Raw genomic sequence first — 14,842 nt, 5'->3', positions numbered from 1 at the left:
CAATTTATTTTGTTAAAGTCGCTATTTTTTCCCAACGACATTCTGCACGACAATTTTCCAAATCTTGTGTCAAAATCTGGTGGTAACTGATCAACTGCTGTCCTAGGTTAGTTACTGAAACTTGACTAGTAACCAACTGGCCATAATAAACTTCACGCTTATAGCGAATATTAACAGCTTTCAAACGATGTGTCAGTAAAAATTCCCGTGGCAACGCATCAATCAGCCAGTCAAAGTAATGAACATTATTAACATGATGGTTGCCATCCAAATCCATAAATCTTACTCGATAAGTTTTGGCGGGATAGGTCGGTTCTATGTTTGCTTTCTTAGGCTCTGGCAAATGTTCGACCTTATTCGTATAAACTGATCCATAAGGTGCTACCAATTCTGGCAGGACTTTAGTTAACTTACGTTCTTTTTGATTAATCAAGACAAAAACACTATGCATCTTAGCTAACAGCTCACCAGATTGATTTTCTAACCAAAAATACCGATGGCAAAAGAACCGATTGTAACTTTGTGCCTGGGTTTTAATAACAACCTTTTCACCTAATTTAGGCAAACGATCAATTGTCACTAAATGCTGAGTTACTACCCAACCAAGATTCATTGACTGAACCTTTTGAGCAGTCAAATTTAAATGATTGCTTTGTTCTTGAGAAGCCAGCATAAATAAATTGACCAGCATCCCTGCTGTTAACTGGCGTGTCTGATCCGTTTCATAAAATACAATTTGATGATCGAGCGCAAAAATCCCTGCTGTCATTAAGTTTCACTCTCCTAAATGATGAAAAGCATTATAAACGATTTGTTTTTTTAGGTTATTTTCCTTGGCAACTTGTTTGATTGCAACATTTGGCTTAAGTTTTCCATCAGCTAGCAGCCCCTTAACTTGAGCCTCAATTTGATTGACTGAAAGCTGTTCAACCTTAGGAGTTGCTATTTTACCTTCAATAAGCAGACAAAACTCTCCCCGCACATTTTCTGTTTGACTCCAAGCCAATGCGTCGGTTAAATTCCCCCGGAGATACTCTTCAAATTTTTTGGTCAATTCGCGTCCTAAAACAATTTTTTCCTTTGGTCCAAAAACAGTCAGCAAATCTTTTAATGTTTGACTTAAATGATGAGGGGCTTCGTATAAAACCATTGTTACTTGTTGCTGAGCTAGAAAAGCTAGCTGTTGCCGACGTTGCTTTTTCTGGCGACTTAAAAAACCAAAAAATAAAAACGGCTGTGGTGCCAGACCCGAGGCAATCAAAGCTGTTAAGCCTGCATTGGCTCCCGGCAAAGCTACAACTGGAATCTTTTGCTGAATACAAGCTCGCACTAATTCATGTCCCGGATCGCTAATCGAGGGCATCCCAGCATCACTGACTTGGGCGATTTTTTGACCAGTTGCTAATTTTTTCAGCAACAACGGGATTCTTTCTTGAGTATTATGTTCATGAAAACTAACCTGCGGAGTTTTAATTTCAAAATAATTCAACAGTTTTTGCGTATTGCGTGTATCTTCTGCAGCAATTAAATCGACTATTTTTAACGTTTCAACTGCCCGAAATGTCATATCAGCCAAATTTCCAATCGGTGTTGGCACTAAATAAAGTGTTCCCGATTGATCTGTCGGTTCAAAACTGCTAATTGCTTCAAGAGTCATGCATGTCGCTCCCCATAAATAATATTTTGACAAAAAACACAAGGTTCATCATTCAAGCGCCGTGTCCCATACATATTGTCAACATTGCAGACATGAAAACCTTCCTCATAAAGCTTTTCTAAATTTTTTCGCGACTTTGACAAACCACTGCCATTTGACTGCTTTTGTTGTTCCAATTCTTGCAAATGATCACGCAAATGCTGATTTTCGATTTCCAACTCTGCATTTCTTTCAATGACATTCATTAACTTTTCTTTGATTTTGTTAATTTGCTCGACTGAGCGATTTGTCTGCTTTTCCAATTCAGAAAAATCATCATACAGTTTACGATTATTCAAAAAAAGCACCTCGATATTTGCTTACTATCCATGATAACACTTGATCAGTTGCAGCGTCAGCGCCTCGAGTAGATTTTGAAAATTGATGTTTTCCTGCTGTAGCTTAGACTGATTCAAAAGCAACTCTACTGCCGTTAGCTGTTTAGTCAAAGAGTACCTTTTTAACCGTTTATTAAGCTGTAAAGCTTGATCTTGAAAGTAAACCATTTTAGTCCCAATTGCACAGCGCAGCAAATCCTTGCTAAATAGTTCCAACAGCTGTAAAAATAAGTTTTGTTTTTTTCTATCGGTGATTAATGGCATAAATTTAACTTGTACGTCAACTAATGCCAACCATTCATTGTTCAAAATTTTTAAAAACCACTGCGTCAATAGTTTGCTCAATTCAAAAACAGTTTTTTCATCCGCTAATTGCCGAGCAGTTTGCATGTCGACCGTTAGACCAGCTAAAAGTGCACTCAAACCCACCCGCTGATAAGCCAGAATTCGTCGTTCTTCAGAAGGTAACTGCATTTTAAATAACTGACAGCGTGAAACGATCGTTGGCAGCAGCTGACTGAGACTGGCAGCCAGCAAAAAAACCGTCACTTGACCATTTGGCTCCTCAATAAACTTCAACAAACTATTTGCTGCACTCGCCGTCATTTTTTCAGTATTCTCAATAATAATAACCTTTTGACGACTTTCAACACCGCTGCTACTGAATTCGCTTTTTAAAAATCTAGTTTGTTCAACCTTGATGCTATTACCAGTTGGCAACAAGTCAATAACATCTGGATGATTACCAGAAAAAATTCGCTGACATTCAGCACATTTTCCGCAAGGGTGTCCCATCATTGGGTGTTGACAAAAAAGTCCGGCTGCAATCCACAAAGCCAGTTCATGTTTTCCACTGCCAGCTGGTCCAACTAATAAATAAGCATGGACTAATTTTTTTTGCTGAATCAAATCAGCAAAATACGCTGTTAATCGCGGCTGTTGAGCAACAATGTCTTCTTTTTCTTCCAAGCTTAACACATCCTAAAACTGATAAAAAGAATCAATTGGCAAAACAAAGACTGTTGCTCCACCAACTTGAACTTCAATTGGATAGGCAGCTGATGAGTCCATTGAGGCATCAATGTTGACTGGCGGAGTCATAAATCTTTTTCTTGCTCGTGAAGATTCTTTGATCAAATCAAGGATTTTTTCGACCCGTTCATTTTCAACGCCAATCATAAACGTCGTATTACCAGATTTTAAGAAACCACCAGTAGTCGACAATTTGGTGGCCCGCACATTCTCTTGAATAAATAAATTGCTCAAACGATTGCTATCTTTATCTTGAACGATTGCAATAATTAATTTCATCTTGCTTTCCTCCCAAATGTTTCAGCTTAATAGTTCCGGTAGATGTTCCTTTAAAGTTTTCCTAGCTTGTTCAATAACCCTTGTCAAAGTTGTCGTAGCATCAATTTTTACGACTCGTTTTGGTTCTTCAGCAACTAAGCGCAGATATGAAGCTCTAACTCGCTGATAGAAATCCATTTTTTCCTGATCAAGACGATTAATTTGATTTTGTCGATAATGACTAATTCGTTGCAAACCAATCTGCGGTGGTAAATCAAAATAAAGCGTTAAATCAGCTTGCAGGCCGGCTGTTGCAAATTGATTAAGCTCAGCGATTGTCGTTTCCCCCAACTGACGCCCTGCTCCTTGGTAGGCAACAGAGCTATCAACATAGCGATCACAAAAAACAATTTTCCCGGCCGCCAAGGCTGGCAAAACATTTTCAACCAAATGTTGGCGCCGAGCGGCGGCATATAATAATGCTTCAGTACGTGAATCCATTTTTAATGAATTTGCGTCTAACAATAATTGACGAATTTTTTCAGAAATCTGGTTGCCACCGGGTTCACGGGTAACTATCACGCGATGCTTTTGCTGTTCATCCAAAGCTTCCATCAACTTCTCTAAGACAGTTGTTTTACCTGAACCATCTAATCCTTCCAACGTTATAAATTTTCCTTCCAAGCTGATAACTCCTAACTGTCATTAACTATACATTTATTTTACTTTACTAGTCAGCGCCTGTCTAACGAATCAAGTAATAAAAAACCTGACTTTTAATCCTTTTAAAAAAGAAAATAAAGTCAGGAGCATTCATCAATCACTTTCCAGCATTGATGTCCGAAAATGAGCTTTAACTTTTCGCCGTCGTGCCTCACGATATAAGAATTCATATTTAGCTGCTGCTAATTCAACAACTGCATTTAATTCATCATCTGCCTCGCGAACTGCTATTAGAGTTTGCTTCGAACGATTCCAATCTTCAGTCGCAATCTCAATTGCATCAAGCAAATACTCATCATATTCTCGCCGCAATTTATGTTTTGTTCGTCCAAACATTTTGCAATCACTTCCTTTAAATCTCTTGCCGTCCTTCAATTGCTTTATACAAAGTCATTTCATCAGCGTATTCAATATCGCTCCCGACAGCTAAGCCATGTGCCAAGCGAGTAACCTTGATTCCCGCCGGTTTTAACAAGCGTGATAAATACATTGCTGTTGCCTCTCCTTCCGGGGTTGCATTCGTTGCAACAATTACTTCGTTGATCTCGGAGTGCGTTTGCAGACGCTTAACTAAAGCGGTAATGTTTAAATCATCTGGACCTTTACCTTCCATTGGTGAAAGGACCCCGTGTAAAACATGGTAGAGGCCATGATATTCATTCATTCTCTCCAGCGACATAACATCTTTGGAATCTTCGACCACAATCACTTTGCTCTGATCACGACTTTGATCGCGACAAATTTGACAAGGATCATCTTCTGTAACATTTCCGCAAATACTGCAATATTTCAAATTACGTTTAACTGCCTGTAAAGCAGCCGCAAACTGATCAACATCTGCTTGCGGCAGATTAATCGTATAAAAAGCTAACCGGGTGGCAGTTTTTTCGCCGATCCCTGGTAAATGCATATAGCTATCAATCAACTTAGCGATTGGTTCTGGATACTGCATACTCTGTTTCCTTTCTTAACTGATATTACATTCCAGGAAGATTACGCGTATATTTGCCCATCGTCTTTTGAGTCTCGGCTTCAATTTGCTTAAGTGCATCATTGACCGCCATAATGATCAAATCTTGCAGCATCTCAATATCATCTGGATCAACCGCTTCAGGTTTGATTTGAATATCGGTCATTTCTTTTTTTCCTGAAAATTTAACTACAACAGAATCGTCAGCTGCATGACCGCTAAACTCCTTTTTTTCCAGTTCAGCTTGATCTTGTTTCATACTTTTCTGCATTTTTTGCATTTGGTGCATCATACCTTGCATATTCATTCCACGCATCATAATAATTTCATCCTTTCAATTAATTAATCATCTTTAAATTCAACTAATTTTTCAGCTGCTTTTCCCCAAATTTTTTGCGCAGTAAGCGCTTGTGGATCTTTGGCTGACGCGACTTTTTTTGTGACGGTTTTGGTTGGTTGCTCTTTATCATGCTGATATTCTCTTAAATAATTTTGTCTAATTTGTGGCCATTGTTCCTGCGGCAAAAAAGTCAATTTGACTTGGCGTCCTAACAAAACAGCCAGGTCTGTCACCAGTTGCGTTCGCAAATGCTGATTTTCAACAGCTTTTTCAAATAAGAAAGCATATTGAAAACTGATCACAGCAGCAGTTTGACTAGCAGCAACTGGCTGGCTGACGTTCATGATTGCCCTTTGAGTGACTGAAAGCTTTGCCATTAAATCTTGCCAGACATCTTTGAGCTCATCTAGACTCTCCCGTGAAGCACTGCCTAAAACTGCATAAATTTCTTTGAGATTTGGGTGAATTTTAGTCTGTTTTGTTACTGAAACTTTTTTGGGTTCACGGACCTGATTTTCTACAGGCATCGGTCGTTGTACTAACTGATCTAACTGCTTTTTTAAAGCTGTGACTTCAGTTTGTAGCTTAGTAATTTCCGCTTCGGCTGGTGCGGTCGCGGTGGATCGGTTATTTGGCTTGAGTTGACAAAGTTTGACCGTCGCCACATCCAAGTATACTGCTTGATGGGTCGCAAAACGCATTGCCTGTTGTTCTTGACTTAAAATATCTAAAGCCTGATAAATAACTTTCGTTGGTATTTGTTTAGCCAAAGAAACCAACTCTTCTTTTGCCTTTCCTTTTTGATCCTTGAAAACCGTCTGCTGTAGCAACAATTGCCGACAATAATCGATTAGACCTTCAAATAATTGATTGGGATCTTTGCCATCAGCCAGGAGTTGTTGGAGCTGCTGAAAAGCTGGCGCTGCTTGCTGCGAAAAAACTGCCTTTAAATAAGCTGCCAATTGTTCTTGGGCAACACTGCCAGTAACTAATAAAGCATCCTTCAGAGTTGCCTGATGATTACCAAATGACAAAACTTGATCCAACATACTCAAAGCATCACGCATACCACCAGCAGCAGCTTTAGCAATCACTTCTAAAGCTGCTGGGTCAAAAGTGACCTTTTCTTGTTTTAATATATATTCCATCCGCTTGATCAAAGTTTGATCATTAATGCGATGAAAATCAAAACGCTGGGTCCGTGAAATAATCGTTGCCGGAATTTTATAGGGTTCAGTTGTTGCCAAAATGAAAATCACATTAGCTGGCGGCTCTTCCAAAGTTTTTAATAATGCATTAAATGCTCCGGTTGAAAGCATGTGCACTTCATCGATAATATAAATTTTATAATCAGCCTGGGTTGGAGCATACTTAACTTTTTCACGAATATCGCGAATCTCATCAACACTGTTATTAGAAGCAGCATCGATCTCAATCACATCATTCAAACGTCCTTCGGTGATTGCTTGGCAAGTATCACACTGATTGCAAGGCTCACCATCCTTTTGAAAATGACAATTGATTGCTTTGGCAAAAATTTTAGCTGCCGAAGTTTTTCCGGTACCACGTGGCCCAGTAAAAAGGTAAGCATGACTCGTCTGCTTAGCCGCAATTGCATTTTTTAATGTCTGTGTAATCAATTGCTGGCCGACCAAATCAGCAAATTGTTGTGGCCGCCAAACTCGATAGAGTGCCCGATACCCCATGTCAAATGCTCCTTTTTTGCTTATTCACTTAAAAAAAACTCCCGACCAGCACCGATCGAGAGGTTAATTACCAAATTAACTTGGAACACATGCAATACTCCGCTTAGTGCTGCTTCCTTCCGGATCTGACACGCTTCACCGAGATCACATTGTCCCAAGGCCTTACGGCACTCTCTATCTTACATGAAATTGATCAAAAATTCCAGTCCCTTATTTTGTTTTTCGCTTTTTTTGTCGAATTTTTCTAAAAAAGTTCTGTAAACGCTCAGCTGCTTCTGCCTCTAAAACTCCGGCAATAACTTGAGCTTGATGGTTAAACCTTTGATCAGTCAATAAGTTCAACAAGCTGCCAGCCGTTCCAGCCTTAGGATCGGCGGCACCATAATATACCTCAGCAATCCGTGCATTGATAATTGCTCCACTGCACATCGGACACGGCTCTAAGGTGACAAACAATTGCGCCCTTTCCAGCCGCCAGCTATGCAAAAAAGCATTTGCCTCTTCAATTGCCAACATTTCAGCATGGAGCGTAGCATTTTGACTATGCTCGCGCAGGTTATGGCCACGACCAATAATTTGTCCCCGATAAACAATTACGCAGCCAATCGGAACCTCGCCGATCTGAGCTGCTTGATCGGCTTCAAAAAGTGCTGCGCGCATATATTTTTGCTGCTCCATTTTATCCAACATTTTATCCCTCGCTTACCTTGTTGCCAGCAAAACATAATACCCCTTCTGTCGTAACAGGACTTGCGTTCGACCATAAACAGCTTCTAACTGTTTTTTGGCTGAAGGAGCCCCCTGTTTTTTTTGAATAACGATTATTAGCTTTCCGTTTGGATTTAAATGCTCACGCGCTTCTGTAATGATTTTTTTGACAACTTTCTTCCCAGCTCTGATTGGTGGATTAGAAATGATCAAATCATAATCTGAATCGCTAATTTGCTGATAAACGTCTGAAAACCAGATCTTAACATTCGTCAGTTGATTTAACGCAGCATTTTTTTTGGCCAATTCCAAAGCTCGCTGGTTGATGTCGATCAAGTCAACTTGGTTTTCGGGAAACTTTTTGGCCAATGCTAATCCTAAAGGACCATAGCCACAACCCACATCCAGTATCTTTTTAACATTGGTCAAGTCGAGCTGGTTAATAGCCGCCAACAAAGTTCGACTACCAAAATCAACAGTATTTTTTGAAAAAACACCATTATCAGTAGTAAAATAAAATCTGTTGCCCAGTAAGTCAAAAGTCCATTCTTGTTCATGATGACTTGCTGAGGGATTTTGAGAATAATAATACTCTGTCATTGTTAATTCAACCTGCCTTAGTAAGGTTTTTACTTTGATACTATATATTGTTTGCAATTTGCAATTCAAGCCAATATGTTGTGCTTTGAACTTGAAATTTTTGAAAGATGTTGTATACTAAGCATACAATACATTTAGACGAGGTGCCAATCATGACTTTATCAATTTATACAAAAAATAATTGTATCCAATGTAAAATGACCAAGAAATTTTTAGCTGAACACCAAATTGCCTATGAAGAACATAATATCAATCGAGAGCCAAAATACATTGATTACCTAAAAGAAAAAGGCTTTCGCAGTGTTCCTGTAATCGAAAGAAACAGCAACCCAATTATTAATGGTTTTCGTCCAGATTTACTGAAAAATTTGATTGTACGCTAAATTTTAGTTGAATCAGTCTTAAACAAGAGTTTCGTTGATAATTAGTCTGCGAAACTCTTGCTAATTTTAACCGTCTTACTTTAAAAATCTAAAGAAAGTGGTGGCAAATTTGACACTTAAAGATATCGATGTCGATAAAGTTACTTATTATGATTTGAACAATGAAATCAACATTCCCGTCAATGGTCAAATTCCTTTAAATAAAGATCAAGAGGCGCTAGCAGCTTTCTTAGCAGAAAATGTCAAGCCCAATTTAATGACTTTTGCTTCATTGAAAGAACGGATAAATTACTTAATTGCTAATGACTATTTGGAAAAAGAATTTATTGAAAAGTATGATTTTTCATTTATTGAAAAGCTCGGTGACTTTTTAAAACAAGCTGATTTTCATTTTAAAACATTTATGGCCGCTTATAAATTCTATGCGCAATACGCTTTAAAAACTAATGACGGCAACTATTATCTTGAAACCTTTAGTGATCGAGTAGCAGCCAATGCGCTCTACTTCGCTGATGGTGATGAAAAGCTGGCAATGCAATTAGCCGATGAAATTATCCATCAACGCTACCAACCGGCAACACCAAGTTTTTTAAATGCCGGCCGCAAACGGCGAGGTGAATTAGTTTCATGTTTTTTGATTCAAATCACTGATGACATGAATTCGATTGGTCGCGGCATTAACTCAGCTTTGCAGCTTTCACGAATTGGCGGTGGTGTTGGCATTACTTTAAGCAATTTGCGCGGCGCTGGTGCTCCAATCAAGAACATCCAAGGCGCTGCTTCGGGTGTAGTTCCAGTTATGAAACTTCTAGAAGATAGTTTTTCGTATTCTAATCAGTTAGGTCAGCGTCAAGGAGCTGGTGTAGTTTATCTTAACGTTTTTCACCCTGATATCATTGCTTTTTTAGCTGCTAAACGCGAAAATGCCGATGAAAAAGTTCGGATCAAGACTTTGTCGTTAGGTGTGATCGTCCCGGATAAGTTTTATGAACTGGCTCGCAAGAATGAAGATATGTATCTGTTTGATCCATGGGGAGTTGAACGAGTTTATGGCGTTCCATTCTCCTATGTTGATATCACTAAAGAATATGATCACATGGCAGCCAATCCTAAAATTCCCAAAAAGAAAATCAGAGCCCGTGATTTGGAAACAGAGATCAGCAAGCTGCAGCAAGAGTCCGGCTATCCATATATAATCAATATTGATACTGCTAATCGGGAAAATGCTATTGCTGGCAAAATCATTATGAGCAATCTTTGTTCTGAAATTTTGCAAGTTCAAAAACCATCTAAAATTAATAACCAGCAAGATTACGATGTTTTGGGAACTGATATCAGTTGTAATCTTGGTTCAACCAATATTGTCAATTTAATGACCTCTCCTGATTTTGGAAAATCGGTTGAAACAATGGTTCGTGCTCTGACCTTTGTAACTGATCATTCCGATATTGATGTTGTGCCTTCTGTTCAAAATGGTAACCATCAAGCACATACGATCGGTCTGGGAGCGATGGGCTTACATGCTTTTCTCGCTAAAAATCAAATTCGTTACGGTTCGCCTGAGGCAATTGATTTTACTAGTGTTTACTTTATGTTATTGAATTATTGGACCTTAACAGCTTCAAATCGCATCGCCAAGGAACGTCAAGAAACTTTTGTTGGTTTTGAAAAGAGCCGCTATGCTGACGGCAGTTATTTTGATCAGTACTTGAAAAAAGATTTTACTCCCCAGACCAAACGTGGTCAAGAACTTTTCCAAGGAATTTTCATTCCAACTACTAATGACTGGCAAGCATTAAAAACGGCGGTGATGAAAGATGGTTTATACCATCAAAATCGGCTGGCGGTCGCACCTAATGGCTCAATCTCATATATTAACGACACAACAGCCAGTTTGCATCCGATCATTAACCGAATTGAAGAACGTCAAGAACGGAAAATTGGTAAAATCTATTATCCAGCACCTTATCTTTCCAACGAAACCTTGCCATATTATCAATCAGCTTATGATACTGACATGCGGAAAGTTATTGATACGTATGCTGCCGCTCAGCAGCATGTTGATCAAGGGATGAGTTTGACATTATTCATGCGTTCAACAATCCCTGATGGCTTATATGAATGGAAGCAAGGACGAACTAACAAAATGACGACCCGCGATTTGACCATTTTACGCAACTATGCCCATGCTAAAGGGATCAAATCAGTTTACTACGTTAGAACTTTTACCGATGATAAAACTGAAGTTGGGGCAAACGAATGTGAAAGCTGTGTCATTTAAAAATAAGGAGCAAGCATCATGACAGAAGATTTTTATCGCGCAATTAATTGGAATGAATTAGAGGATCAAATTGACAAAGCTACTTGGGAAAAATTGACCGAGCAATTCTGGTTAGATACTCGGATTCCATTATCTAATGATTTAGCTGATTGGCGAAAAATGTCGCTGAAGGATAAATTAGTTGTTGAACATGTTTTTGGTGGTTTGACCCTTTTAGATACCCTGCAATCACAAGATGGCATGGCATCTTTAATGAAAAATGTTCGCACTCAGCATGAACGTGCTGTCTTGAATAACATTCAATTTATGGAATCGGTCCATGCAAAAAGTTATTCTTCAATTTTTTCAACGTTGAACACTCCCAAAGAAATTGAAGAAATCTTTGCTTGGACTCATCATAATCAATATTTGCAATATAAAGCCCAGAAAATTGATGAGATTTATTTACACGGAACTGCCTTACAAAAAAAGGTGGCTTCAGTTTTCTTGGAAACTTTCCTTTTTTATTCTGGCTTCTATACTCCACTTTATTGGCTGGGACATAATAAATTGGCAAATGTCGGCGAGATTATTAAATTGATCCTGCGAGATGAATCAGTTCATGGGACTTACATCGGCTATAAGTTTCAGTTAGGATTTAATGAATTGAGCACTGAAAAACAAGCGGATTTAAAGTCATGGATCTATAATTTGTTATACGACCTTTACGAAAATGAAGAGAAATATACCCATGAACTTTACGATCAAGTTGGTTGGGCTGAAAAAGTTTTGGTATTTCTTCGTTATAATGCTAACAAAGCTTTAATGAATCTCGGATTAGAACCACTTTTCCCAGATACAGCTGATGATGTCGATCCGGTCGTCATGAATGGTATTTCAACTTCAACTGCCAATCATGATTTCTTTTCTCAAGTCGGTAATGGTTATTTGCTTGGTGATGTCGAACCAATGAATGATGCTGATTACTTGATTGGAAGCAACACACAAGCCCCTAAACATTAGTTAGTATAATTAAAGAACCACCCATTTAGGATTCCGTGAGGTACTGCATCCTAAATGGGTGGTTCTTCTTTAGTTAAAAAATCCTAAAATCAATTATACTTTCAGAATAACCAATTTTGCGATCTGTTTCCGTATTCGTTTAACTTAAATTTTATTAAAAAACAAAATACGCCGCAATTTTGACTTGGCAGTTACTTTTTCATGATGATTGATCACACTTGTTAATTGTGCCATGGTAATCAGCAGTGAACTCCGACGGCGATAAGCGGTATATTTAGGTCGCCAAAGAGTCACATATTTATCTTTGAAAGAACGCAACCCTTGGAAACCATAGAAGTGTGAGCCGTACTCATAAATCAAATGAGCGGCCTTTTCTTCTAAAAAACTATAGCGCGACTTACCAACATTAGCTAAAGGTGCCATTCCCATATTAAAGTAATGATAACCTTGTTGTTTGCCGTAATTAAATAGCTCAATAAAAATCATGTCCATCGTACCATCAGCTACATCACGCCGATAACGCATCAGATCAATCGATAAAATTGCTTGATTGACTGGCATCAGCGAAGCAAAAGCAACAACTTCATTTGTCTGATCTTTAACTGTCGCGATCGGCGCTTGGTTCAAATAATCAGTATCAAAAAAGCCCATGGAAAAACCTTTTTCTGTTTGATCATTCAGCCATTCTTCAGAAATTTGATCTAATTTTTCTAAGAAACCTTTTGTAAATGGTGGCTGCAAAATTTCAAAATGATAGCCTTGACGTGCTAAACGATTCATAATTGCCCGCTGAGCACGCTGCTTTTTTCCAGTCAAAGTAAACTGATCTAAATCAACGAGTCCTTCTTCACCAATTTTAATAAAGTCAAATCCCAGTTCATGTAAATATAAAGTCAATTCTGAGTTAACTTCATAAAAGACTAACTGACAATTTTCTAAATCTGCTAATTTTAAAAGTTGACTAACAGCTTGCGGCAAAAACTGCTGATTGCCAACTGGCTCTCCCATGATCATTATTTTATTGGCTTTACGCCGGTACATGAAAAATAGTTGATCACACCCTTGGGACTGATAAAAATATAAGAACTTATCATTTAAAAAAGCTAAGTGGCTAGTTTCGTTACCATCATATTTTTCAATAATAGTTTTTGCCCGTGCCAAATCTAGTGAACGTTCAATTTGTCGCGGACCAGCTGCTAAATAACTAAAAGTTAATAATAAAACGCCAGCAGCTAAAATCAAACCGATAAAACCTGAAAACCAGACCTTTTCTGACGGAAAGAGCAGTATTTCAGGAACATGATGGTGCAACATATATTGGGGTGAGTTAACTGCTCCAATAATTGCGTAAAGCAGAAAAACCAACATAAAAAGACCACCATCAAGGGTTAACTTTTCCGCCGAGTAAACAAATCTCTGACGATAAAGCTCACTATGTGAAAAAATAACTAACAATAAAACTATAGCCAAAAAGGCTAGCAAACCATCAGAAACTCCATAGCGTAATGTATCCGCCATTCCAATCACCAAAAAGACAATTGTTGGCCAATAAGCTCGACTGATCTTAGACTCAATACCGCGTGCTAATCCGAGCAGCATGAATCCACATAAGATGGTTGTCAATTGACTAAGGAAAAATAAGGTGTAAGGATAAAATCTTATTAAAAAGGAATTATTAAATGTAAAACCTGGTACAATTGCTTCTAATAAGATCAAGATTCCAGCCGCATACAGTAAAAGTGTCAAAACTCCATGAGCCAGCTTACGTAGGATTGAAACAGGTAATCCGTCCAAAAAATGATTGATCTTCTGTCCTAAACCATGAATAAAAAAAACTAGACCAACAATAAACGGAACGACATAATAAAATAACCGATAAAACAATAACCAAATAACGATTTTAGAATTACCGATCCCTAGTGGTGCTAAACTTAACAGCATAAAAACATCAAATGAGCCCAAACCACCTGGAACCATCGAAACAATTCCCAAAATCGTAGCCACAATATATAGCATGAAGACTTCAGCTAAATGTTGTTGAACGCCTAATGATCTGCCAATTAGCAAAAAGAAACCACTAACCGCCAACCATTCAAAAATCGAACCAATCGTCAAAGTTACTTCTTTTTTCAAAGTCAAACCATTTAAAAGTTTATGATTTTTAAAAAAAGTTGCTAACAAAACTAAAGGAAAATATAAGCCACCACCAATGATCCAAACTAAATACTGTGAATAGCTACCTGCAATCACGTTACTAACCATTAATCCTAAAACTACCCAACAGCAGAAAGAAAGGCCTGATAACAAAAACAAAGCGATTTTAGATAACGCACCCAAAATATCAGTTTTGCTAGCACCTTTGCTATAAAAGTTTGCCCGTAAAGTCGCGCCAATGAAGCCACCAAATCCTAAAAGATTAGTAAATGTATTGGTGATCAAACCGCTTTTTAAAATGTATTTTCGTGGAAATTTTTCTGACAAAAAACTGACCATCACGAAATCATAAACAAACATTGGAGAAATTGCAATAAATCCTCCGATTAGTAATAAAATAATGATTTGGGGGTCCGTTTGTGCTAAATCAGTTGAGATTTTTTCCCAAGACATTTGGCGAAAAATTCTTCCTAATTCAAAAAAAACGAAAATTAAAACTGAGAGAACAAAAATCAGTTTTAAGATCAACATTCTTTTTTCTAACCAGGTTATCAGCCGTCTCATTAAATTCAATTTAATCCGCTCCAATTTTTCTAGCCATACTTATGCTTATATTTTACCAGAAAATAGACGGTTAACAAAAAAAGCCAC

The 14,842-nt window shown here is 38.1% G+C and carries 16 protein-coding genes and 1 other RNA gene; 3 read left to right on the top strand and 14 right to left on the bottom strand.

Annotated elements, in window-relative coordinates:
* Positions 1 to 4 precede the first annotated feature (4 nt).
* From KH893_RS00270 to KH893_RS00210, 13 genes are all read right to left on the bottom strand, one after another.
* Positions 5 to 769 (bottom strand): acyl-[acyl-carrier-protein] thioesterase, encoded by a 765-nt coding sequence (locus KH893_RS00270; RefSeq protein WP_281164156.1) that lies wholly within the window; start codon positions 767 to 769, stop codon positions 5 to 7.
* 6 nt (positions 770 to 775) lie between these two features.
* Entirely contained in the window at positions 776 to 1,657 is an 882-nt protein-coding gene (gene rsmI, locus KH893_RS00265) for a 16S rRNA (cytidine(1402)-2'-O)-methyltransferase (protein ID WP_281164155.1), read from the bottom strand.
* Entirely contained in the window at positions 1,654 to 1,995 is a 342-nt protein-coding gene (locus tag KH893_RS00260; protein WP_281164154.1) for a DNA replication initiation control protein YabA, read from the bottom strand. Before KH893_RS00260 ends, rsmI begins: the two co-directional genes overlap by 4 nt.
* Positions 1,996 to 2,019: 24 nt before the next feature.
* Positions 2,020 to 3,003: a DNA polymerase III subunit delta' gene (gene holB / locus KH893_RS00255; protein ID WP_281164153.1), complete on the bottom strand. Its 984-nt coding sequence runs from the start codon at positions 3,001 to 3,003 to the stop codon at positions 2,020 to 2,022.
* A 12-nt stretch (positions 3,004 to 3,015) separates the two neighbouring features.
* Complete coding sequence (locus KH893_RS00250) at positions 3,016 to 3,345, bottom strand: cyclic-di-AMP receptor (protein ID WP_281164152.1); 330 nt, start codon at positions 3,343 to 3,345, stop codon at positions 3,016 to 3,018.
* 21 nt (positions 3,346 to 3,366) lie between these two features.
* Positions 3,367 to 4,008 carry a dTMP kinase gene (tmk, locus tag KH893_RS00245; protein WP_281164151.1) on the bottom strand — a complete coding sequence of 214 codons (642 nt, stop codon included), beginning with the start codon at positions 4,006 to 4,008 and terminating at the stop codon, positions 3,367 to 3,369.
* Between the two features lie 132 nt (positions 4,009 to 4,140).
* Positions 4,141 to 4,383 (bottom strand): YaaL family protein, encoded by a 243-nt coding sequence (locus tag KH893_RS00240; protein ID WP_281164150.1) that lies wholly within the window; start codon positions 4,381 to 4,383, stop codon positions 4,141 to 4,143.
* 16 nt (positions 4,384 to 4,399) lie between these two features.
* Positions 4,400 to 4,999, bottom strand: a complete 600-nt coding sequence (gene recR / locus KH893_RS00235) for a recombination mediator RecR (RefSeq protein ID WP_281164149.1) — start codon at positions 4,997 to 4,999, stop codon at positions 4,400 to 4,402.
* 25 nt (positions 5,000 to 5,024) lie between these two features.
* Complete coding sequence (locus KH893_RS00230; RefSeq protein WP_281164148.1) at positions 5,025 to 5,336, bottom strand: YbaB/EbfC family nucleoid-associated protein; 312 nt, start codon at positions 5,334 to 5,336, stop codon at positions 5,025 to 5,027.
* A 23-nt stretch (positions 5,337 to 5,359) separates the two neighbouring features.
* Positions 5,360 to 7,063 carry a DNA polymerase III subunit gamma/tau gene (gene dnaX / locus KH893_RS00225; protein WP_281164147.1) on the bottom strand — a complete coding sequence of 568 codons (1,704 nt, stop codon included), beginning with the start codon at positions 7,061 to 7,063 and terminating at the stop codon, positions 5,360 to 5,362.
* Positions 7,064 to 7,137: 74 nt separating this feature from the next.
* An RNA gene (gene ffs / locus KH893_RS00220) (signal recognition particle sRNA small type) lies at positions 7,138 to 7,224 on the bottom strand.
* 49 nt (positions 7,225 to 7,273) lie between these two features.
* Positions 7,274 to 7,753 carry a nucleoside deaminase gene (locus KH893_RS00215; RefSeq protein ID WP_281164146.1) on the bottom strand — a complete coding sequence of 160 codons (480 nt, stop codon included), beginning with the start codon at positions 7,751 to 7,753 and terminating at the stop codon, positions 7,274 to 7,276.
* A 12-nt stretch (positions 7,754 to 7,765) separates the two neighbouring features.
* A complete protein-coding gene (locus KH893_RS00210) occupies positions 7,766 to 8,371 on the bottom strand; it encodes a class I SAM-dependent methyltransferase (RefSeq protein ID WP_281164145.1) in 606 nt (201 codons plus the stop codon).
* 152 nt (positions 8,372 to 8,523) lie between these two features.
* Between KH893_RS00210 and nrdH the strand changes: the two genes are divergently transcribed.
* From nrdH to nrdF, 3 genes are all read left to right on the top strand, one after another.
* Positions 8,524 to 8,754 (top strand): glutaredoxin-like protein NrdH, encoded by a 231-nt coding sequence (gene nrdH, locus KH893_RS00205; RefSeq protein ID WP_281164144.1) that lies wholly within the window; start codon positions 8,524 to 8,526, stop codon positions 8,752 to 8,754.
* Between the two features lie 109 nt (positions 8,755 to 8,863).
* A complete protein-coding gene (gene nrdE, locus KH893_RS00200) occupies positions 8,864 to 11,035 on the top strand; it encodes a class 1b ribonucleoside-diphosphate reductase subunit alpha (RefSeq protein ID WP_281164143.1) in 2,172 nt (723 codons plus the stop codon).
* Positions 11,036 to 11,053: 18 nt separating this feature from the next.
* Positions 11,054 to 12,037, top strand: coding sequence for a class 1b ribonucleoside-diphosphate reductase subunit beta (gene nrdF, locus KH893_RS00195; RefSeq protein WP_281164142.1), 984 nt, complete (start codon positions 11,054 to 11,056; stop codon positions 12,035 to 12,037).
* Between the two features lie 144 nt (positions 12,038 to 12,181).
* Here nrdF and mprF read toward each other — a convergent pair whose 3' ends face one another.
* Complete coding sequence (gene mprF, locus KH893_RS00190) at positions 12,182 to 14,755, bottom strand: bifunctional lysylphosphatidylglycerol flippase/synthetase MprF (RefSeq protein ID WP_281164347.1); 2,574 nt, start codon at positions 14,753 to 14,755, stop codon at positions 12,182 to 12,184.
* Positions 14,756 to 14,842: the final 87 nt, after the last annotated feature.

Source organism: Liquorilactobacillus sicerae (genome assembly GCF_029916425.1).
Classification (GTDB): Bacteria; Bacillota; Bacilli; order Lactobacillales; family Lactobacillaceae; genus Liquorilactobacillus; species Liquorilactobacillus sicerae.
Note: the sequence above shows the minus strand (reverse complement) of the source record. Positions and strands in the feature narration are given on the sequence as shown.

Bases quoted from the DNA above. Each gene is read 5' to 3' on its own strand.
- KH893_RS00250 (WP_281164152.1), bottom strand. From the start codon at position 3,345: ATGAAATTAATTATTGCAATCGTTCAAGATAAAGATAGCAATCGTTTG.
- KH893_RS00230 (WP_281164148.1), bottom strand. From the start codon at position 5,336: ATGATGCGTGGAATGAATATGCAAGGTATGATGCACCAAATGCAAAAA.
- recR (WP_281164149.1), bottom strand. From the start codon at position 4,999: ATGCAGTATCCAGAACCAATCGCTAAGTTGATTGATAGCTATATGCAT.
- KH893_RS00240 (WP_281164150.1), bottom strand. From the start codon at position 4,383: ATGTTTGGACGAACAAAACATAAATTGCGGCGAGAATATGATGAGTAT.
- nrdH (WP_281164144.1), top strand. From the start codon at position 8,524: ATGACTTTATCAATTTATACAAAAAATAATTGTATCCAATGTAAAATG.
- KH893_RS00210 (WP_281164145.1), bottom strand. From the start codon at position 8,371: ATGACAGAGTATTATTATTCTCAAAATCCCTCAGCAAGTCATCATGAA.
- dnaX (WP_281164147.1), bottom strand. From the start codon at position 7,063: ATGGGGTATCGGGCACTCTATCGAGTTTGGCGGCCACAACAATTTGCT.
- KH893_RS00215 (WP_281164146.1), bottom strand. From the start codon at position 7,753: ATGTTGGATAAAATGGAGCAGCAAAAATATATGCGCGCAGCACTTTTT.
- mprF (WP_281164347.1), bottom strand. From the start codon at position 14,755: ATGAGACGGCTGATAACCTGGTTAGAAAAAAGAATGTTGATCTTAAAA.
- nrdF (WP_281164142.1), top strand. From the start codon at position 11,054: ATGACAGAAGATTTTTATCGCGCAATTAATTGGAATGAATTAGAGGAT.
- rsmI (WP_281164155.1), bottom strand. From the start codon at position 1,657: ATGACTCTTGAAGCAATTAGCAGTTTTGAACCGACAGATCAATCGGGA.
- KH893_RS00270 (WP_281164156.1), bottom strand. From the start codon at position 769: ATGACAGCAGGGATTTTTGCGCTCGATCATCAAATTGTATTTTATGAA.